The sequence below is a fragment of the Steroidobacter denitrificans genome (assembly GCF_001579945.1).
GTDB lineage: Bacteria > Pseudomonadota > Gammaproteobacteria > Steroidobacterales > Steroidobacteraceae > Steroidobacter > Steroidobacter denitrificans.
On sequence record NZ_CP011971.1, the window covers coordinates 1873464 to 1892447 of the forward strand.

The 18984-nt window shown below is 62.9% G+C and carries 19 protein-coding genes and 1 tRNA gene; 3 read left to right on the forward strand and 17 right to left on the reverse strand.

All coding sequences use genetic code 11. The features are described from left to right. Positions 1-2: 2 nt before the first annotated feature. On the reverse strand, positions 3-2474 hold the full coding sequence (gene thrA / locus ACG33_RS08530) for a bifunctional aspartate kinase/homoserine dehydrogenase I (RefSeq protein WP_210398978.1): 2472 nt from the start codon (positions 2472-2474) through the stop codon (positions 3-5). Between the two features lie 175 nt (positions 2475-2649). Next, entirely contained in the window at positions 2650-4020 is a 1371-nt protein-coding gene (locus ACG33_RS08535) for an AAA family ATPase (protein WP_066920370.1), read from the reverse strand. Positions 4021-4421: 401 nt separating this feature from the next. On the opposite strand from ACG33_RS08535, the gene ACG33_RS08540 reads away from it, so the two are divergent. Together ACG33_RS08540 and ACG33_RS08545 are read left to right on the forward strand one after the other, a co-directional pair. Further along, positions 4422-5324: a pirin family protein gene (locus tag ACG33_RS08540; RefSeq protein ID WP_066920373.1), complete on the forward strand. Its 903-nt coding sequence runs from the start codon at positions 4422-4424 to the stop codon at positions 5322-5324. Next, the gene (locus tag ACG33_RS08545) at positions 5321-5899 is read left to right on the forward strand and encodes an NADPH-dependent FMN reductase (protein ID WP_066920375.1); all 579 of its coding nucleotides are present in this window, start codon (positions 5321-5323) and stop codon (positions 5897-5899) included. The genes ACG33_RS08540 and ACG33_RS08545 overlap by 4 nt, the downstream gene beginning before the upstream one ends. Positions 5900-6375: 476 nt before the next feature. Here ACG33_RS08545 and ACG33_RS08550 read toward each other — a convergent pair whose 3' ends face one another. The 15 genes from ACG33_RS08550 to ruvC form a co-directional block, all read right to left on the reverse strand. Continuing rightward, the gene (locus ACG33_RS08550) at positions 6376-6714 is read right to left on the reverse strand and encodes a helix-turn-helix domain-containing protein (protein ID WP_066920377.1); all 339 of its coding nucleotides are present in this window, start codon (positions 6712-6714) and stop codon (positions 6376-6378) included. Between the two features lie 5 nt (positions 6715-6719). Further along, positions 6720-7091, reverse strand: a complete 372-nt coding sequence (locus ACG33_RS08555; protein WP_066920379.1) for a type II toxin-antitoxin system RelE/ParE family toxin — start codon at positions 7089-7091, stop codon at positions 6720-6722. Between the two features lie 337 nt (positions 7092-7428). Further along, positions 7429-7503, reverse strand: a tRNA-Lys gene (locus ACG33_RS08560). A 40-nt stretch (positions 7504-7543) separates the two neighbouring features. Beyond that, on the reverse strand, positions 7544-8230 hold the full coding sequence (gene queC, locus ACG33_RS08565; protein ID WP_066920381.1) for a 7-cyano-7-deazaguanine synthase QueC: 687 nt from the start codon (positions 8228-8230) through the stop codon (positions 7544-7546). After that, positions 8230-8913 carry a 7-carboxy-7-deazaguanine synthase QueE gene (gene queE, locus ACG33_RS08570; RefSeq protein ID WP_066923077.1) on the reverse strand — a complete coding sequence of 228 codons (684 nt, stop codon included), beginning with the start codon at positions 8911-8913 and terminating at the stop codon, positions 8230-8232. Before queE ends, queC begins: the two co-directional genes overlap by 1 nt. Before the next feature lie 30 nt (positions 8914-8943). Further along, positions 8944-9696, reverse strand: coding sequence for a tol-pal system protein YbgF (ybgF, locus tag ACG33_RS08575; protein WP_168160051.1), 753 nt, complete (start codon positions 9694-9696; stop codon positions 8944-8946). Positions 9697-9747: 51 nt separating this feature from the next. Next, complete coding sequence (gene pal / locus ACG33_RS08580) at positions 9748-10272, reverse strand: peptidoglycan-associated lipoprotein Pal (protein WP_066920385.1); 525 nt, start codon at positions 10270-10272, stop codon at positions 9748-9750. 156 nt (positions 10273-10428) lie between these two features. After that, positions 10429-11781, reverse strand: coding sequence for a Tol-Pal system beta propeller repeat protein TolB (gene tolB / locus ACG33_RS08585; protein ID WP_066920387.1), 1353 nt, complete (start codon positions 11779-11781; stop codon positions 10429-10431). Positions 11782-11826: 45 nt separating this feature from the next. Beyond that, positions 11827-12621 carry a cell envelope integrity protein TolA gene (tolA, locus tag ACG33_RS08590; RefSeq protein WP_066920388.1) on the reverse strand — a complete coding sequence of 265 codons (795 nt, stop codon included), beginning with the start codon at positions 12619-12621 and terminating at the stop codon, positions 11827-11829. Between the two features lie 16 nt (positions 12622-12637). Next, positions 12638-13090: a protein TolR gene (gene tolR, locus ACG33_RS08595; RefSeq protein WP_066920390.1), complete on the reverse strand. Its 453-nt coding sequence runs from the start codon at positions 13088-13090 to the stop codon at positions 12638-12640. Next, positions 13087-13872: a protein TolQ gene (gene tolQ, locus ACG33_RS08600; protein WP_237392597.1), complete on the reverse strand. Its 786-nt coding sequence runs from the start codon at positions 13870-13872 to the stop codon at positions 13087-13089. Before tolQ ends, tolR begins: the two co-directional genes overlap by 4 nt. Next, entirely contained in the window at positions 13873-14295 is a 423-nt protein-coding gene (gene ybgC, locus ACG33_RS08605) for a tol-pal system-associated acyl-CoA thioesterase (protein WP_066920392.1), read from the reverse strand. It lies immediately after the preceding gene. After that, the gene (gene ruvB / locus ACG33_RS08610) at positions 14292-15329 is read right to left on the reverse strand and encodes a Holliday junction branch migration DNA helicase RuvB (protein ID WP_066923079.1); all 1038 of its coding nucleotides are present in this window, start codon (positions 15327-15329) and stop codon (positions 14292-14294) included. Before ruvB ends, ybgC begins: the two co-directional genes overlap by 4 nt. Positions 15330-15337: 8 nt before the next feature. Beyond that, a complete protein-coding gene (gene ruvA / locus ACG33_RS08615; protein ID WP_066920394.1) occupies positions 15338-15940 on the reverse strand; it encodes a Holliday junction branch migration protein RuvA in 603 nt (200 codons plus the stop codon). Further along, positions 15937-16452 carry a crossover junction endodeoxyribonuclease RuvC gene (gene ruvC, locus ACG33_RS08620; RefSeq protein ID WP_066923082.1) on the reverse strand — a complete coding sequence of 172 codons (516 nt, stop codon included), beginning with the start codon at positions 16450-16452 and terminating at the stop codon, positions 15937-15939. Before ruvC ends, ruvA begins: the two co-directional genes overlap by 4 nt. Before the next feature lie 206 nt (positions 16453-16658). On the opposite strand from ruvC, the gene ACG33_RS08625 reads away from it, so the two are divergent. After that, positions 16659-18971 carry a RelA/SpoT family protein gene (locus tag ACG33_RS08625; RefSeq protein ID WP_083536624.1) on the forward strand — a complete coding sequence of 771 codons (2313 nt, stop codon included), beginning with the start codon at positions 16659-16661 and terminating at the stop codon, positions 18969-18971. The last annotated feature ends 13 nt before the right edge of the window (positions 18972-18984 follow it).

Consider the following 18984-nt stretch of genomic DNA (forward strand, 5'->3'; position numbering starts at 1 on the left):
GCTTAGAGCTTCGCGCCAAGATAGGCGCATACGCGCAGGAGATCGGCGAAAACGCCGCCGGCCGTGACATCAGGCCCGGCACCGGGTCCCTGAACGATCAGCGGATTCTGGTTGTAGCGCTGTGTAACGAAGCGCACGACATTATCGGTCAGATTGATGTTCGCGAAGGTGTGCGAACGCTCGAGTTCCACCAGACCCACCGAGGCGCTGCTGCTTGCCGCATCGATCGCACCGACATAGCGCAGTACGCGTCCACGAGCCTGCGCCGCGCGCAGGCGCTCGGCGATGGGCGCATCGAATTCGGGCAGGCGGTCCAGAAATTCCTGGGGCGCACAGGAGGTCAATGCCTCGGGCACCAGACCTTCGAGCTGTACATCCTGCATCTCCAGCCGCAGCCCCATTTCACGCGCCAATATGATGATCTTGCGGGCAAAATCGATGCCCGAAAGATCATCGCGGGGATCCGGCTCGGTGTAGCCCTTCGCTCGGGCCGTATGCAGCACCTGCGAGAAGGGTTGCGAGCCGTCCCAGACGTTGAACAAATACGATAACGTCCCCGACAGAATACCCTCGATGCGCTGGATCCGGTCACCCGTCCCATGCAGATCGCGCAGGGTCTGGACGATCGGCAGTCCGGCACCGACCGTCGCCTCATACATGTAATGGGTATTGCCCTGCCGGCTCGCTTCCTGCAAGCGCAGGTAGAACGGCAGATCCGCACTGTTCGCCTTTTTGTTCGGCGTCACGACGTGAATGCCGCCGGCCAGCCAGGCCGGATAATGTTGCGCCACCTCCAAGCTGGAAGTGCAGTCGATGATGATCGCATGAGGAAGATGATCGGCATTCACATGCTGCACGAAACGCGCCATATCCGCCGGCTCCTGGTGCGCACCGAAGGCATCGCGCCAGCGCCCCAGGGGAATCTCGTGCCCGGCCAGGTGCATGCGGCTGGAGCCCATGATGCCGCGCACGCGCAAGTCGACTTTCAATTCACGCGAGAGCCGTTCGACCTGCGAGGCGAACTGATCGAGCAGCACGCCGCCGACCAGCCCGGGTCCGATCAGACCGATCGAGATCGTATGCGGAGAAAGATAAAAACTCGAATGTACCGAGCGTAGAGCTCGTGCCGAATGCTTACCGTCGATCACCGCGGAAATATTGCGTTCGGAAGCACCCTGGGCGATGGCACGCACGCTGACCGCCGCTGCCCCCAGTGCGCCGAACACCTTGGCTGCCGCGCCATGCGAGCCGGCCATGCCATCGCCGACCACCGCCAGGATGCTGCAGTTGTCTTCCACTTCGACGCTTTGGATATGCCCGTCCTGCAGTTCCCGCTCGAATGCCTGACGCACCACCGTTTCCGCACGGACTGACTCGGCTTCCGGGATGGCGAAACAGATGGAATGCTCGGAACTGCCCTGGGAAATCAAGATCACCGAGATGCCATGATCACGCAATGCGCCGAACAGCCGATGCGCGGTGCCGGGCACGCCGATCATGCCGGCCCCCTCCAGATTGACCAATGCAACCCGGTCGATACAGGTAATGCCCTTTACCGCAAGTTGCGAGCTGGGGTTGGCGCATATCAACGTACCGGGCTTCTCGGGCGCGAAACTATTGCGTATCCAGATCGGGATACCCTTACGCACCGCGGGCGCCATCGTCTGGGGATGAATTACCTTGGCGCCGAAATAGGCCAGCTCCATCGCTTCGCTATAGGACAGCGAATCGATGACTTTCGCCTCCGGCACCAGACGCGGATCTGCGCTGAGCACCCCGTCCACATCCGTCCAGATATGGATCTGTTCCGCATTCAGCAGCGCACCGAAAATCGATCCGGAAAAATCGCTGCCGTTGCGCCCGAGCGTGGTCTGCAATCCCTTGGGATCGCGGGCGATGAAGCCGGTGATGATCAAGGTTGCCGGACCGCTGGGCACCAGGCGGTCCATGTTCTCCTGAGACTCGGTCCAGCGTACGCCTGGTCCCAGCGAACCCCATTCCACTACGACGACCTCGCGTGCATCGACCCACTGCACCTGTCCCGGCCGTCGGCCACGATGGCGCAGGTAGGCGCTGAACAAGCGGGTGGACCAGATCTCTCCATAGCCGGCAACCAGATCACGGACCATCTGCGAGGAAAACCGGATCAGCGAGATCGTATGCAGGATGCTGGCGATGTCCCGGCAGTCCTGGGTCAGTAGCGACATGAACTCCTGCCGCGCTTCCTCGGGCAGCAGCGTGTCGGCGATCGTTTCGTGGCGCCGACGCAGTTCCTCGATACGCCCGGTGACATCCTCGCGGCGTTCGGCAGCTGCCACCACCCCCAGCAGAGTATCCGTCACGCCGCGACAGGCCGATAAGACGATACCCATGCGGGGATGCGGATCCTGCTCCAGGATCCTGGCCACACGCTCCATGCAAACCGCATCGGCGACGCTGGAACCGCCGAATTTATGTACGCGCCACCGCTCCACGTAATGAATCTCTCGTTATCTGATCGATCGATGCCCAACGCTCACAAGCGATCCGTCCCGTGCAACGGCCACAGGGGCGCACCCATGAGTGGGCGATACAGTTCGGAATCACGCTGACGCTGAGAGGGCGACACTCTACTGGCAGGCCATCGGGCCGGCAAGCCGGCTGTCGAGGCTAGCCCGAGCTATCCAGCCGACCGAAGGCGAGCAAGCTGGTATCGCAGTCTTCTCCGGCGGCAAGCGGAAACCCGGGACGGGCGAAACACACCGTCTCGCCGGGATCGAGGTCGGCTTCGACGGCTGCTCTTTCGTTATGATAAATCACCCGCGCGGGCCCGACCTGGATCAAATCACGATGCCGCAGCACCCGGCGCAGGATCCGGCGCGAATTCACCAGCAGCCCGTTCGTGCTACCGAGATCCAGCAGCAGATCCTGACCCTTGTCACGTACGATCAGTGCGTGATAACGGCTGACGAACACCGAATCGATGCGTATGTCGGCATCTTCACCACGACCGATCAGCAACCGGTCCGCGCCTAGAACGACCTCCTGGCTGGAGATGCCCTGCATCGTGATCAGCAGTTTGGCGACCGATGCCATCGGTGCCGCTGCAGCCCAGTCTGCGGAGACCAGCAACCTGCCAGGCAAGACTTCAGCTTCGATTGCGCCGGCGGCAGGAGCCTCGGACAACCGGCGGCGATGCTGCCAACCGAGCTCCTCGATGGCGGCATCCAGCGCTGCGGCCGTCACCTGCGTCTGGCTCCGGCTGGCCGCCCAGGCCAGCGAGCGCTCACTGATGCGATTGATACGTGCCGGCACGCCGCCGCTGCAGGCATGGATCTGCGGCATCAAGGTATGCGGCATGAGTGCGTCGGCATCGGCGGCGCCCGCGGCGCGCAGGCGGTGCGCCACGTAGGCGGCTGTCTGGTCTTCGCTCAAAAGTCCGAGCGCGAATCGCGATACGCTTGCATCCACGAGTTGCGCCATACGCGGCGAACCCAGTACCAGGTTCAGGGAAGGCTGCCCCAGCAACAGAATCTTCAGCGCCGCTCGTGCGCCATCCGCTTCCAGGGCGGCAAGAAAGCGCAGTTCCTCCAACACCGAGGGATGCATGGCCTGGGGATTCTCGATGATCAGCAGGCATAAGCGTCCGTTGTCGGCATGATGAGTGATGAAGCGCTCCAGCAGCCGCCGCCGATCGCTCTTGTCATCGTCATCCAAGGCGAAGCCGAACTGGCGCAGGATATCCAGCAGGAATTCGCGTGGTCCGTTGTGCTCGTGCTGCACGGCAGCCGCGATGATGCGCTCGTCCAGGCTCTTGAGCAGCCGGCGAATCAGATAGCTCTTGCCGCAGCCGTGTTCAGCGGTCACCACGCCCAGGCGTGCCCGGGTCCACAGGGTATGCCCCATGAACTCCAGTGCGCGTAGATGCTGATCGGCGGGAAAAAAGAAAGCTTCTTCGGCGGTGTCGGCAAAGGGCTCGGCCACCAGTCCGAAATCGTGACCGGAATGATCCGAAGACGGAGAACCGAGAGTCTCACTCATACCAGAAAATATTAATTACTGCTAATAAACTTATGAAAAATAAGGATCATTATCTATTCTAACAGAATACGGGTTTTGCCGAGAGGACAATAAAGCCTGGTTCGCCTCAACACAAGCGGCGAACCAGCCGATGACCGGAGCGCCTGAGGGTGGTCGAGATCTCGAAACCGCTGGCCGGTGCGTTGCGGAATACATCAGGGTTCTGCCGCGGCGCGAGGCCCAGCCGAGGATAAGGCGGACCAGGCTGCCTGCCGCGAGTTCCGCGCCCACCACCATCACTGGTGGTTCGACCACGCCGGCGCCGCGCAATGCGGCACGCTCAGTCTAGCCGACCCAGTGTTCCGAACCTATCGTTGGTACCATCGAATTACGTGCTTCGCCATCCGAAACAGGAGCATCCCATGAAAAAAGTCCTTGCGACCTTCAGTGCGCCGCGTCCGCACTGGGTGGGTGATGGCTTTCCGGTGCGTTCGCTGTTTTCCCATCACAGCCACGGCCGCCAGCTGAGTCCATTTTTGCTGCTCGACTATGCCGGGCCGGCTCGCTTCGAGCCTGCCACACGACCGCGCGGCGTCGGCCAGCACCCGCACCGTGGGTTCGAGACGGTCACCATCGTTTACGAAGGCGAGGTCGAGCACCGCGATTCCACCGGCGCCGGCGGGCGTATCGGTCCCGGCGACGTGCAATGGATGACGGCTGCCTCGGGCATCCTGCACGAGGAATTCCATTCCGATGCCTTCACCCGCAACGGCGGTACCCTCGAGATGGTACAGCTATGGGTGAACCTGCCGGCCCGCGACAAGATGGGGCCGCCGGGTTACCAGGCGCTGCTGGATACCGACATCCCTGCGGTACCTCTGGCCGGTGGCGCCGGACGAGTGCGGGTCATCGCCGGTCGCTACGAGGGTCAAAGCGGGCCGGCACGCACCTTCACGCCCCTGAACGTCTGGGATATACGTCTGAACCAGGGCCAGCGTACACGCTTCCAACTGCCTGAAGGCCACACCAGTGCCATCGTGCTGCTGCGCGGCACACTCGAGGTCAATGGCCGCGACACCATGCGCGATGCCGATCTGGTCTTGCTCGAGCGGGCCGGCAGCGAAGTGCTGCTGGAAGCCGACAGCGATGCCGCCTTGCTGCTGCTCAGCGGCGAGCCGATCGATGAGCCCATCGTCGGCTACGGCCCTTTCGTCATGAACAGCAGTGAGGAAATCAACGCGGCGATCGATGATTTCAACAGCGGTCGCTTCGGGCGCATGCCTCACTCATCTGCATCCACGTCCATAAAGGAGGCCTCGCCTTGAAACCCAGACTTCATGTCATCACTGCCAGCACGCGCCCTGGGCGCGTGGGACCGGCGGTCGCCCACTGGTTCCTGGACTTTGCCCGCAGCCACGGTCACTTCGACGTGCATGCGGTGGATCTGGCCGAACTCGACCTGCCCATCTACAACGAATCCCACCACCCGGCCACGCAGGAATACGAGCATGCGCATACCAGGGAATGGTCCGGCAGCGTCGCGGCTGCCGACGCCTTCGTGTTCGTCACCCCGGAATACAACTTCAATCCGCCGCCCTCACTGGTGAATGCGCTTAACTACGTCTACCGCGAGTGGAACTACAAGGCCTGCGGTTTTGTCAGCTACGGCGGTGTCTCCGGCGGCCTGCGCGCGGTGCAGATGGCCAAGCAACTGGTCACCACGCTGAAGATGATGCCGATGGTGGAAAGCGTCGCGGTGCCGATGGTGGCGCAGTCGCTGGATGAGCAGGGGAACTTCGTATCCAACCGGCTGATCGATCACTCCGCACAGCAAATGCTCGACGAACTCGCCAAGTGGACTTGCGCGCTCATGCCCCTGCACCGGCCTGTATCGAATTAGCTCCAGCATCGAGGAAGTCAGGGGAGCCGACAATGTACAATTTTATGGTGGGTCGGGAGGGGATCGAACCCTCGACCAACAGATTGTAAAGACGACCTTTTTGCGCATTGCAACTCAGCGGTACGCACGGCACGGTTTTGTAAGTTATCGATTTCAGATGCTTACCGGGCGCCGTCGCGTTCGTCGTGATGCGTGCCGGTGCGTGCGGTGGAGTTAGTCACTGCACCGAATTTGCACGAAATCGGCGCCAAGGGATTTTTTTGGCCTGGGTTTTCTTACTCGGTGCCACCGAGAACCGTATGCATTACGGCATGCGTTTCACTACCAGTGCTCAAGCATTCGTACTGCATACGTTTTTGATGCTCTTGGGTGAGCATGATTTCGTGCAATTTCGTGCAATCGCTAGTGGACGGCCAAGAACTCGTCTCAACTGTGGGGGAAATACCGTTGGATACGTCTGTTGCGTGCTCTGCCGGTCAAGCACCGGTTGCGTCCCGGCTGGCAAGATCGCGAAGTTTTTTGATCCGTATCGGCTGACGGTTCGGGAAACGGGCAACGAGATCCAGTTCCCCACCCATCGCCTCGACATATTCCTTGAGCGTTGACAGCAGCATATCCGAACGCTGCTCGTAGCGGGATACCGTGTCCTGACCGACGCCCAGCGTCTTGGCGATTTCTACCTGAGTACGATTCATCGCCTTGCGCAAATCCTGCAGGGACAGTTCTTCGGCGATCAATTCGGCCGCCCGCATCTTGACCGCTGCCCGTCGGTGGGCAGGTAGCTGAGCGATCTTCCGGCTGAGTGTGCGTCCCATGTTTGTTACCCCCTGAGTCGTTTGCTGGAAGCGATCCGCGCAAGATGCGCATCGAACCGCTGATCGGCCGTGGTGATGAGCCGCCTGTAAAACCGTCTCTCGCTGCCGCCTGATTTGTCGCCGCCAACCAGCAGGATTGCCTGGCGCCGGGGGTCGAGGGCAAAAGCGATTCGCCATACTCCGCCATCGGCATCGAAACGCAATTCTTTCATGTTCGCGTGTCTGGAACCGTGCAGGGTATCTACCCGTGGCCGCTTCGCTTGCGGCCCAAACCGCTCAATGACCCGGGCTTGTGCCAGCAGTTCGTCCTGCACGGTCGCCGGGAACATGTCGAATTCGGTCTCGAATTCATCGGCGAACTTCACGGTCCATGTCATGGCTGAATTATGGACTTCAATACATATGGCGTCAACGCCATACCAGTTCCTGCAAACTCGGTGCCCGGCCGTGGTCGCTATTCGCCGGGGACCGTCATCGCGCCCCAGATCGCCCGCACGTGGCGTGGGACGCGGCGTTACGGATCAGGTTCGAGACTTTTACCGGGCCGTCAAACAAGGGTCGACCGGTCCCGATTCGCCCGGAGGAGCGTTGCAGCGGGCTCAAAGCCCCACAAACACTCGAGCGCTATGACCACGAATTACCGGTGGTGGATCCGGCAAAAGCGCTCGAATTGCCAGAAGGCAAGAAGTCGAAGCTCGTAAACCATTGATTTTATGGTGGGTCGGGAGGGGATCGAACCCTCGACCAACGGATTAAAAGTCCGATGCTCTACCACTGAGCTACCGACCCCTGGGAAGGGCGCGCATGATACCGAAGCGCGCCGCATAGTTCACCGAAAATATGATGTGGGATCCGTGGCCCCGGCAGTACGAAAACCCTCGCGCCGCAACCGGCAGGCATCGCAGGCGCCGCAGGCGCGGCCCTGCTCGTCCGCCTGGTAGCAGGATACCGTCAGGCCGTAATCCACTCCCAGCTCCAGGCCACGCCGGATGATCTGGGCCTTGGTCAGATCCATCAGCGGCGTTTCGATCCTGAAGGTCATGATCCCTTCCACCGCTGCCTTGGTGGCCAGATTGGCGAGCCGCTCGAAGGCGGCAATGAATGCCGGGCGGCAATCCGGATAGCCGGAATAGTCGATCGCGTTCACACCGATGTAGATGCGCGGCGCACCCAGCACTTCGGCCCAGCCCAACGCAAAGGACAACATCACCGTATTGCGCGCCGGTACATAGGTGACCGGAATCCCCGCCTGTGGTGTTTCCGGTATTGCAATGCTCGCATCGGTCAGCGCCGAACCACCGATACCGCTCAAATCGATACGCAGGCAGCGGTGTTCGACCGTTCCCAGAGACTGCGCCACACGCGCAGCCGCCTCGAGTTCGGCGCGATGGCGCTGGCCGTAATCTACGCTGAGCGCATAACACTGCCGGCCTTCATGGCGCGCGATGGCCAGGACCGTGGCCGAATCCAGGCCGCCGGACAACAACACCACAGCACGCGCATCGGATCTGCTCATCATCGACCGGGCGTATCGCCCCAAAGATACTTGTGCAACTGTACCTGCAAACGCACCGGCAGGCGCGCATCCAGGATCCATTGCGCCAATTCGCCCGCCTCCACCTGGCCACTGCTGGGACTGAACAGCACCATACAGCGCTCCTGCAAATGCCGGGTACGCACCTGCTCACACGCCCATTCGAAGTCGGCACGATTACAAATCACGAACTTGATCTGCTCCTCGGGCCGCAGCAGTGCCAGGTTCTCGTAGCGGTTGCGTGCAACCTCGCCGCTACCGGGCGTCTTTATATCCACGACACGCACGACACGAGGATCGACCGTCGACACATCCATGGCACCACTGGTCTCCAAGGACACTTGATGACCGGCATCGCACAGGCGTTGCAGCAGCACAAGGCAACCCTTCTGTGCCAACGGCTCACCGCCCGTCACACAGACATGACGGGTATCGAACGATGCCACCTTTTCGAGCACTGCCTCGATCCGGAACCACTCACCGCCATGAAAGGCATAGGCGGTATCGCAGTAGCTGCATCGCAATGGACAACCGGTGAGCCGCACGAACACGGTCGGCCAGCCGACGCTATCGGCCTCTCCCTGTATCGACAGGAAAATCTCCGTGAGCCTGACACGCGTGGCGGCCTTCCCAGCGAAGCTCGAGGAGCCCGATGAAATCGCCATATCGTCGGAAAGGGCGCCGAGCGGCACCGCCTAGCGCCCCTCCCCGTCCATCTTGGCCAGGCGCTGATTGGCAAGGCGGGCGGCGGTCGTGTCGCCGAAGCGCTGTACGACCTGGCCGAGCGCGGCGCGCGCCTCGTTCCAATTTTTCAGCTCGTAGGCGCAGTAGCCGATTTTCAACAGCGCATCGGGTGTCTTGCGCGAATTCGGATAATCATCGAGTACCTTGTGGAAGTTGCGCATGGCCTCGGTGTATTGCTTGGTCACGTAATGTGCCTCGCCCAGCCAGTACTGAGCATTGTCCGCCAGGGCGCTGTCCGGAAAGGTCTTCAGAAACTGTCCAAAGCCGCGGATCGCCTCCGGATACTTGCCGTCCTTCAACAGATCGAACGCAGCCTGGTAGTTCGCCCGATCATCGCCTTGCGGTACGGGCAGCCCGGAAGCGCTCGTTCTGCCACCGGCCGCACCGGCGTTCACTCCCTCGAGCCGGGCAAGGCGCCGATCGACATCGCCGTACATTTCGCGCTGCTGTTCCTGGGTCTTGCCGAGTTCGTGCTGCAGCTCGTCCAACCGGCCTCGCAGAACGCGCGCCTCATCCTGAGCAGCGGCGATTCGCTGCGACAGGTCCAGCAGACTCTGGTTCGTCAACACGCGCTCGATACGCAGCAGACGCCCGTCGAGTTCCGTGAGCTTCTGCACCACCGGATCTTCTTCGGGAGGGGTAGCCACGCATCCCGCCAACCAGACACACGCGGCGGTGGCGACCAGGGATCGACTCAAACTCATCGGTGCATTCCTCTGCTCGGTCCCGTTGCCATCCATCCGCTCGCCGCCCCTCTATCGCCCGTAGATCAGTTCGACGCGACGATTCTTGGCATAGGCCGACTCATCGCTGCCCAGGACCGCAGGGCGTTCCTCGCCATAGCTGACCGTGGTGATCTGGGCATCCGTCACCCCCTGCAGCATCAAGGCACGGCGCACCGTCTGCGCGCGGCGCTCACCCAGGCCGATGTTGTATTCACGCGAGCCGCGCTCGTCGGAGTGGCCCTCCAGACGCACCGTACGATTGCCGTTCCCGTTGAGAAATTTGGCATGCGCGGCAATGATGGGCACAAACTCCGCACGAATCTCCGCGCGGTCATAGTCGAAGTAAACGATCGAGCCTGCTTCCATGGCTTGCTGCAGTGCCGCCTGTTCCGCACTCAGCGTACCGACCTCGCTGTCGGAGCCGCGGCCGATCTGCGTGCCGGTATCCTCGCTGATCGGCGTGCTGCCGGTGTCGGGCAAAATCTGGGGCTTCTTCGGACAGCCCGCCAGCGCCAATGCGCCCACCACGATCAACATCGCCTGCGCAATACGCATTCAATTTCTCCTGCTATGCCAAGTCTGGGGAACGTTCGGATAAGCCGCGCCCGCTGGACCGCCGATTCCCCGGCGAAACATCCTGCAGGACCACGAAATTCTGCCATAGCCAGGCCGGCGGGACCATGCATGCCAAGGCCGGATCACGCACTTGCATCAGCGCCCCGGCGGATAGGGCGACCAGACCGGCTCACGCACCTCGCCACTGCTGGCTGCCAGGCGCTGCTGTACGCGTCCGTCGACCGAGACCATCGCCAATACGCCACGGCCACGATCCTGAGTCGCGTAGATCAGTGCGGCTCCGTTTGGAGCAAAGCTGGGACTTTCGTCCTGCCGGCCCTGGGTCAACACCCGTACGGCCCGCGTTGCCAGGTCGATGACGGCGATGCGGTAGGCGCCGCGATCAAGGTGTACGACGGCCAATTGCTTACCGTCCGGCGACAGCCGCGGACGGGCATTGTAGCTGCCCTCGAAGCTCAGGCGAGTCGCTCTATTCGGCTGCGCCACCTCCACTTCATAGATCTGCGGACCGCCGGCGCGATCCGACATGAAATACAGTTTACGCCCATCCGCCGACCAGGCCGGCTCGGTATCGATGCCCGGATCGAAGCTCATACGTGTCAGCAGCTGGCTGGCGAGATTCAAGGTATACACGTCCACGTCGCCATCCTTGCGCGACAAGGTCAGGGCGAGCGTCGTGCCATCGGGCGACCAGGCCGGCGCGCCGTTGATGCCGGAACGCGCCGAAACACGGCGGCGTTCTCCGGTACGCACGGTCTGTACATAGATCGCCGAAGCCTTGTTCTCGAAGGAGACATACGCCAGGCTCTGGCCATCGGGCGACCAGGCTGGCGACATCAACGGCTCGCTGGAACTGGCGATCACCTGAGGATTCCCGCCATCGGCGTCCGCGACGATCAACTGATAACGCTGCCGGGGCGGCGTACCCTCCACGCTGATGAAAGCGATGCGCGTCGAGAAGGCTCCACGAATACCGGTCAGCTGCTCGAAAATGAGATCGGCAATACGGTGCGACAGGGCACGCAGGGAATTCGCCGCCGCCGTCAGCCGCTGGCCGGAGAGACGCTGGCCGGTCAGCACGTTATATAACTCGAATTCCGCCGCATAGCGGCCTTCGCCCTCGCCCGGCAGCGGTGCGAGCTTGCCGACCGCGATGAAATCGCTCTTGAGATAGCGCCAGTCCTGGAAACGGATCTGCTCTCCGGAAGTCGGCCGGTCGATCATGTCCTGGCGCTCCAGGGGCGCGAAACGCCCGCTGCGCTGCAGATCGGCGGCCACTACTTCGGCGACATCGAACGGCGCCGCTCCCGCGGATTCCCAGCCGAAAGGAACAATGGCGATCGGTACTGCATCTGCCTGGCCGCGGGTGATCTCCACGACCAGCTGCGCATGGGCCACGCCCGCCGCCAGCATCAGAATACAGGCCAGCAGCCAATTGTCTCGTCTTGCCGCCGCCGAACCGCGGTCTGCCCGAAGACCTGCCTTCATTCCATCTCTCCCGTCGCTGAGGGTGTATCGCCGGTCAGGTTCAATTCAATCCTGCGGTTCGAACACCAGATTCAGATTTCGTTCGAACAATCGAGCATCCGGCGGCGGCGGCAGCGGCGAAGCGCGCATGACAGCCGTCTCGATCGACTGTTTCACCGCCGTATCGCCGTTGCACTCGCCGATACGCACCGACAATACGGTACCGCCGGGCGCCTGCGCCACATGCACCACGCACCTCAGTCCGGGCCGGGCCGAGGGAGGGCGATTCCAGTGGCGTTCGATGCGCTGTTTGATCAGCGCGGCATATTCGCTGCCCGCGCCGGAATCCAGTGCCTGCATGCGCCCTTCTTCCTCCTCCAACTGGCGGCGCAACTCCGCCTCCCGGGCCGCCTGCGCACGCGCCTCTTCGGCAGCTTTGCGGCGTTGCGCCTGCTCCTCCTGCCGGCGCTTGATCTCTTCCGCCCGCCGGCGCTCCAGCTCTTGCGCCTGGCGCTTGGTCTCCTCGAGGCGTTTACGTTCGGCCTCCTGGCGTTCGCGCAACTGCTGCTCTTGTGCCTGGCGCCGCTGCTCCTGGCGTTCGCGCTGCTGCTGCATCCGGCGCCGCTCCTCGCGTTCGCGCTCCGCGGCCAGGCGCCGTTGTTCCGCGGCAGCCGCCAGCTCGCGCTCCTGCACCCGCTCCAGCACGGATCGATCGACCACGATCGCCTGGATGGCCAATTGCACCGGCGCGGGCTTGCTCGGCATCGCCATCATGCTCAGTGCGAACAGGCCTGCAAACAGGGCATGCAGCAATGCTGCTGCGATCAGATAGGCCCAGTGCTGGCGCACGAACTCCGGCATCGCGGCGCGGGGTCCTTCAGCGCTTGCGGCGATCGCGGGTCTCGGCCGGATCGGTGATGAACCCGACCTTCTCCGCACCCGATTCCTGCAGCAGCACCATGCCGGCGACGACCTCCCCATAGGGTACGGCGCGGTCCGCCTTGACCAACACCGGAGTTTTCGGCTCCCGGCGGATAACCGCCGAGACGCGCTGCACCACGGTCTCGGCATCCAACGCGGATTCCTGGTTGTCGCCGATATTCAGATACAGCCCGCCCTGAGCATCCACGCTCAGGATCAAAGGATCATGATCGCGCAACACGTCCGCGGGCAGCGGCTCGGCGCCCGCCTTGGGCAGATCCACCTTGATACCCTGGGTCAGCAGCGGCGCGGTGACCATGAAGATGATCAGCAGCACCAGCATCACATCGATGTAGGGAACCACGTTGATCTCGGCCATCAAGCGCCGTCCGCGTCTGGCCGGCGTCATGCACGCGCCTCCACGCCGCCCGTCCCCAGGGCATGAGCGCCTGCCGGGGCGATGTTCTGCTGGGCGCCCTGATTGGCGGCCTGATTGGCGGCCTGGGCGGGGCGGGGCGCCGTGGCATGGCGTTGCAGGATGCTCAACAGCTCCTCGACGAAGGTGTCATAGCGCAGCTCGATGCGGCTGACCTGATCGGCATACCGGTTGTAGGCGATGACCGCGGGAATCGCGGCAAACAAGCCCATGGCGGTTGCAATCAGGGCCTCGGCGATGCCGGGCGCGACCATCGCCAGGGTTGCCTGCTGGACGTTTCCCAGTCCATGGAAAGCATTCATGATGCCCCATACCGTGCCGAACAGGCCCACATAGGGGCTGGTCGAACCGATCGTGGCGAGCATCGACAGACTGTTCTCGAGGCGATCGCTTTCCTTGAGCAGCGCCACACGCATACCGCGCCGGGAACCCTCGATGAGCTGCGCCGAGGCGATGTTGCCTTGTTGGCGCAGGCGTGAAAATTCGCGAAAGCCGGATTCGAAAATGCTTTCCATGCCCTTGGTGAGCCGCCGGTCCTGTTCGATCGCGCGATACATGGCGGTAAGATCGCCGCCGGACCAGAACATTTCCTCGAAGCGGTCCGCTTCGTTGCGAGCCTGGCGCAGTTCGGCGCGCTTGCGCAGCATGATCGCCCAGGATGCGACGGAGGCCATCAGCAGGATCACCAGCACGATCTGCACGATGAAACTGGCATGGATCACTAGTTCCCAGGGATTCAGGCCTTCCGTCATCATTCATTCGACTCCCGCTAAGTTGAATCTCGAGGCCAGCTGCGGCGGCAAGGGCCGCGGCCGCAAGGTCTGCACATCCAGGCAGGCGATGCGTACGTCTCCGTCCAGCAGCAACTCGCCGTGCGGCCCCTCGCGATGGATCTCCTGCTTCAGCGTCAAACTGGCGCGTGCCGTCGCGACCACCGCGCAACTCACCTGCAGCACATCATCGAAACGCGCCGGTTTGCGAAAGCGTGTCTGCAACTCGACAACGGCAAAGATCAATCCATGCTGCTCCTTGAGCGGCAATTGATCGATGCCCGCGGCGCGCAGCCATTCCGTGCGCGCCCGTTCCATGAACTTCATATAGTTGGCGTAGTAGACGATGCCGCCGAGATCGACGTCCTCGTAATACACACGCACCGGCCAGACAAATACGGGATTCATCCGCGGAACAATTCCCCGTTCGTACCGGAACGCTCCGGCAGTTTCAGCCCAAAGTGGACATATGCATTACGAGTCGCGACCCGCCCGCGCGCAGTACGCATGAGGAAGCCCTGCTGGATCAAATAGGGTTCGATCACATCCTCGATCGTACCGCGCTCCTCGCCCAGCGCCGCTGCCAGACTTTCCACACCCACCGGGCCGCCGTCGAACTTCTCGATGATGGTCAGCAGCATCTTGCGGTCCATGATATCCAGACCCAAGGGATCCACGTCCAGTAGATCCAGCGCCGCCTGCGACACCTCATCGGTGATCCGTCCGTTGGCCTTCACCTCCGCATAGTCTCGCACCCGCCGCAGCAAGCGATTGGCGATGCGCGGAGTACCGCGCGAGCGCTGCGCAATGCGCAAGGCGCCGCCGGCATCGGCCGCAACACCCAGGATCGCCGCCGAGCGCGTCACGATCCGCTGCAGATCCGCCGTATCGTAAAACTCCAGGCGCTGCACGATGCCGAAGCGATCGCGCAGCGGCGAGGTCAGCAGACCGGCGCGTGTCGTCGCACCGATCAAGGTAAACGGCGGCAGATCCAGCTTGATCGAGCGTGCGCCGGGTCCTTCACCGATCATGATGTCGAGTTGGAAATCCTCCATGGCCGGATACAGGATTTCCTCCACTGCCGGGCTGAGACGATGAATCTCATCGACGAACAGCACGTCGTTGGGCTGCAGGTTGGTCAGCAGCGCCGCCAGGTCGCCGGCGCGTTCGATCACCGGCCCGGAGGTCTGGCGCAGGCTCACGCCGAGTTCGTTGGCGATAATGTTCGCCAAGGTCGTCTTGCCCAGACCCGGCGGGCCGAAAACCAGGACATGATCCAGAGCCTCACGGCGTCTGCGGGCGGCCTCGATAAAGATTTCCATCTGAAGCTTCACGGCGGACTGCCCGACATAGTCCGCCAGCCGCTTGGGACGCACGGCGCGATCGAATGCCTCGTCATCCCCCTGGGTCCCCGCGGCAATGATGCGCTCCTGCTCCGTCATGGCGTCATTCACCGCGCGGCGGCCGCTTGCAGCGCGTGCCGGATGATTTCTTCGGTCGTCTGCACCGAGGGTTCGACCGTCTTCAGCAGCCGCAGCACCTCGGCCGGCTTGTAGCCCAGCGCGACCAGCGCGCTATAGGCTTCCGCCTGCGCCGCCGCCGGTGCCTCCGGCGCGCCGGACCGCAGCGCACCGGAGGCAAATTCGCCGAAACCCTTGACGCGATCGCGCATCTCGATCAGCAGGCGCTCGGCCGTCTTGCGGCCGACACCCGGGGTGCGCACCAGCGCATCGGCATCTTGCATCTCGATACACATCAGAAAGCTCTCGACGCTCATCCCCGATAACAAGGTCAATGCCAGTCGGGGACCGACGCCCGACACCTTCAGCAACTCCCGGAACAGTCGGCGCTCGCGCTCACTGCCGAATCCATACAGCATGTGCGCATCCTCGCGCACGACCAGATGAGTGAACAGGCTGACCTCGCTGCCCGTCGCAGGCAGCGTATAGAAGGTGGACATGGGCGCTTCCAGTTCGTAGCCCACGCCGCCGACGTCGATGAGCAACTGCGGCGGATGCTTGGCGCCCAGCCGCCCGCGCAGAAAGCCGATCATGACGACGCTCCTGCGGCGACCGAAGCCAGCCCCAACAACCGGCGCGAATGCGCGTGACACAAGGCGATGGCCAGCGCATCGGCGGCATCCTCGGCGAGCGGCGCCGTAAGGCTCAGCAGCCGCCTGACCATCAGTTCGACCTGTGCCTTCTGTGCGGCTCCGGTCCCCACGACCGCCAGCTTCACCTCGCGCGGCGCATATTCGAAGACCTTCGGGCGCAGCTCGAAGGTCGCGCTGAGCGCCGCCCCGCGCGCCTGCCCCAGCTTCAGGGCGCTGTCGGCATTTCGATGCATGAATACCCGCTCGATCGCCACTTCATCCGGATGGTGTTCCCGGGCCAGCTGTGCGACCCCGGTAAAGATTTCCCGCAAGCGTTCGGCCAGGCAGCTTCCCTGGGTACGGATGACGCCGGCGGCAAGGTAGGCCGCCTGGTGATGCTCGATTTGCACGATCGCGTAGCCGGTACGCAGCGAACCGGGATCCAGGCCCAGGATACGCGCGCATCCCGGCAGGGCCGTCTGCGGCGACGCTACCAATGCCGCAAGATTCCGGGGCCGCCTGAGTCTGCGCAAGAATTCCTCCGTCCATTGTCACTCGAGTCTGGATCGAGTTTTCGCACCCCGGCAGCCGGGGCCGGCTTCTGGGTGATGATCGAGTGCCGCTATGATACGGCAACCACTCCCGGCGAACACGCCGATCGCTACCGGCTCCGAACATCATGTCCGTTCACGAAACTTCCGAACCAGCAAGTCTTGCGATGCCGGAAACGCCGCGACCGTCATCGATTCGGAACGACCCGCCCGAGGCAGGTATCGTTGCGCAACGGTCCGGCCTGGAAAATGTCCCGGCACAGGTGCGCCGTTGGCTGGCCGGCCTGACACTGACGCCGGATGGCGACGGGGTGCGCGAGCGCGTGCTTTCGATCCTCGCGATCGTGGCGCCCTTGACGAACGACCTCGATATTCTGACGGGTACCGCCCTGTATGTGCTGCTGGCATCGCGGGCACTGCCCGCGCCGCAGGCCGTGCAGGCCGCGGAACCCGCCGCCAGCCGCATCGCCACCGAGCTGCAAAGAATGGGCTCGCTCGACATCGCACTCGGCATTGCTCCCCCAGTGAAGGCCGCTGTGACATCGACCGGGCAGGAGCAGATCACGGCAGGAAAAGCCGCGGGCGGGAATGCCGTGCGCACCGGTCCGGCCGGTATGTCCGAATCGCTGTCGCGGCAACAGGCCGAAGCGCTGCGCAAAATGCTGCTCGCCATCGTTACCGATCCGCGTCTGGTATTGATCAGGCTGGCCATGCAGCTGTATCAGCTGCGCATGGCCAAGGATGCCTCCGAGGCTGAACGCCGACGCCTCGCGCATGAGACACGCCACATCTATGCGCCGCTCGCCAATCGCCTGGGCGTGTGGCAGCTGAAATGGGAACTCGAGGATTGGAGCTTCCGCTATCTCGACCCGGAGAACTACAAACGTGTCGCCGGATGGCTGGCCGCCAAGCGCACCGATCGAGAACACTACATCGATGAAGTGGTCGCGCGAATCCGTACCGAGCTGGAGCGGGCCCACATCAAGGCCGAGGTGGCCGGTCGTCCAAAGCATATCTACAGCATCTGGCGCAAGATGCAGCGCAAGACTCTGGCCTTCGATCAGCTCTATGATCTTCGCGCCCTGCGCGTGATCGTCGATACGGTAGCGGACTGCTATGCCGCATTGGGCATCGTGCATGGGCTGTGGCCCTATATTCCGGGTGAATTCGACGATTACATCGCCACCCCGAAAGATAATTTGTATCGCTCGCTGCACACGGCCGTGATCGGCCCCGGCAAGCTGCCGATGGAAATTCAGATCCGCACGCGCGAGATGCATGAGCATGCCGAGTTGGGAGTCGCCGCGCACTGGCGCTACAAGGAAGGCGGACGAGCCAATCCGGCGTACGAACAAAAAATCGTCTGGCTGCGCCAGATCCTCGAGCCCGGCGAGCGAGACCAGGAGAGTGAAACCGACTTCCTGGAGCGCGTACGCTCGGAGGTGTTCGAGGACCGCGTCTATACGCTTTCGCCGCGCGGCGAAGTCATCGATCTGCCGCGCGGTGCCACACCGCTGGACTTTGCCTACCTGGTGCATACCGATCTGGGGCATCGCTGCCGAGGTGCCAAGGTAAACGGCCGCATGGTGCCCCTGACCCATCCCTTGTCGAACGGCGATCAGGTCGAGATCATCACCGGCAAGCAGCTCAGCCCCAGCCGCGACTGGCTGGTGCCCTCCCTGGGCTACCTGGTCTCCCCGCGCAATCGCAGCAAGGTGCGCAGCTGGTTTCGCAAGCTCGACGAAGACCAGAACCGGCAGCAAGGCAAGCTCATCCTGGAACGCGAACTGCAGCGCCTGGCAATACACAGCGTCACGCTGCCGGAGTTGATCGGCGAATTCAACGTTGCGAATGCCGAGCAGCTGTACCTGGCCATCGGACAGGGTGAAATCAATGTGGCGCAGATCACCGGGGCGATTCAGCGCCGCGCCAAGCCACAGGAACTACCCTCGGCCGTACCACGGCACCCCATCGCCCTGCCCAAACAGACCGACGGCATCATGATCGAGGGCATCGGCGACCTGCTGTCCAGCGTTGCGCGTTGCTGTGCGCCCGTGCCGCCGGAACCAATCGGCGGCTACATCACGCTCGGGCGCGGCGTGAGCATCCATCGCGATAACTGCACCAACTTCCGACGCATGGCGAACGAACATCCCGAGCGCATCATCGCAGTGGAATGGGGCGCCGCAGGCGAGCGCTCTTTCGCAGTCGACGTGCACGTTCGCGCCTTCGATCGCCGCGGACTGGTGCGCGACATCAGCGCCGTGCTGGCCGACTCGCGCGTGAACATCCATTCGATGAACACCGTCACCCGCGAACGCGACGGCATCGCCGATATCAATTTGCGCATCACCGTGCGGGATCTGGAGGAACTATCGCAACTGCTGGCACGCGTGCAGGCTGTGCCGAACGTGCTAAGCGCGCGCCGCAAGGCTTCGTAGAACAACCGCATAC

Coding starts and splice junctions, on each gene's coding strand:
- ACG33_RS08535 (WP_066920370.1), bottom strand. CDS start 4,020: ATGAGTGAGACTCTCGGTTCTCCGTCTTCGGATCATTCCGGTCACGAT.
- ACG33_RS08540 (WP_066920373.1), top strand. CDS start 4,422: ATGAAAAAAGTCCTTGCGACCTTCAGTGCGCCGCGTCCGCACTGGGTG.
- ACG33_RS08550 (WP_066920377.1), bottom strand. CDS start 6,714: ATGGGACGCACACTCAGCCGGAAGATCGCTCAGCTACCTGCCCACCGA.
- ACG33_RS08555 (WP_066920379.1), bottom strand. CDS start 7,091: ATGACATGGACCGTGAAGTTCGCCGATGAATTCGAGACCGAATTCGAC.
- queC (WP_066920381.1), bottom strand. CDS start 8,230: ATGAGCAGATCCGATGCGCGTGCTGTGGTGTTGTTGTCCGGCGGCCTG.
- queE (WP_066923077.1), bottom strand. CDS start 8,913: ATGGCGATTTCATCGGGCTCCTCGAGCTTCGCTGGGAAGGCCGCCACG.
- ybgF (WP_168160051.1), bottom strand. CDS start 9,696: ATGAGTTTGAGTCGATCCCTGGTCGCCACCGCCGCGTGTGTCTGGTTG.
- pal (WP_066920385.1), bottom strand. CDS start 10,272: ATGCGTATTGCGCAGGCGATGTTGATCGTGGTGGGCGCATTGGCGCTG.
- tolB (WP_066920387.1), bottom strand. CDS start 11,781: ATGAAGGCAGGTCTTCGGGCAGACCGCGGTTCGGCGGCGGCAAGACGA.
- tolA (WP_066920388.1), bottom strand. CDS start 12,621: ATGCCGGAGTTCGTGCGCCAGCACTGGGCCTATCTGATCGCAGCAGCA.
- tolR (WP_066920390.1), bottom strand. CDS start 13,090: ATGACGCCGGCCAGACGCGGACGGCGCTTGATGGCCGAGATCAACGTG.
- tolQ (WP_237392597.1), bottom strand. CDS start 13,872: ATGATGACGGAAGGCCTGAATCCCTGGGAACTAGTGATCCATGCCAGT.
- ybgC (WP_066920392.1), bottom strand. CDS start 14,295: ATGAATCCCGTATTTGTCTGGCCGGTGCGTGTGTATTACGAGGACGTC.
- ruvB (WP_066923079.1), bottom strand. CDS start 15,329: ATGACGGAGCAGGAGCGCATCATTGCCGCGGGGACCCAGGGGGATGAC.
- ruvA (WP_066920394.1), bottom strand. CDS start 15,940: ATGATCGGCTTTCTGCGCGGGCGGCTGGGCGCCAAGCATCCGCCGCAG.
- ACG33_RS08625 (WP_083536624.1), top strand. CDS start 16,659: ATGTCCGTTCACGAAACTTCCGAACCAGCAAGTCTTGCGATGCCGGAA.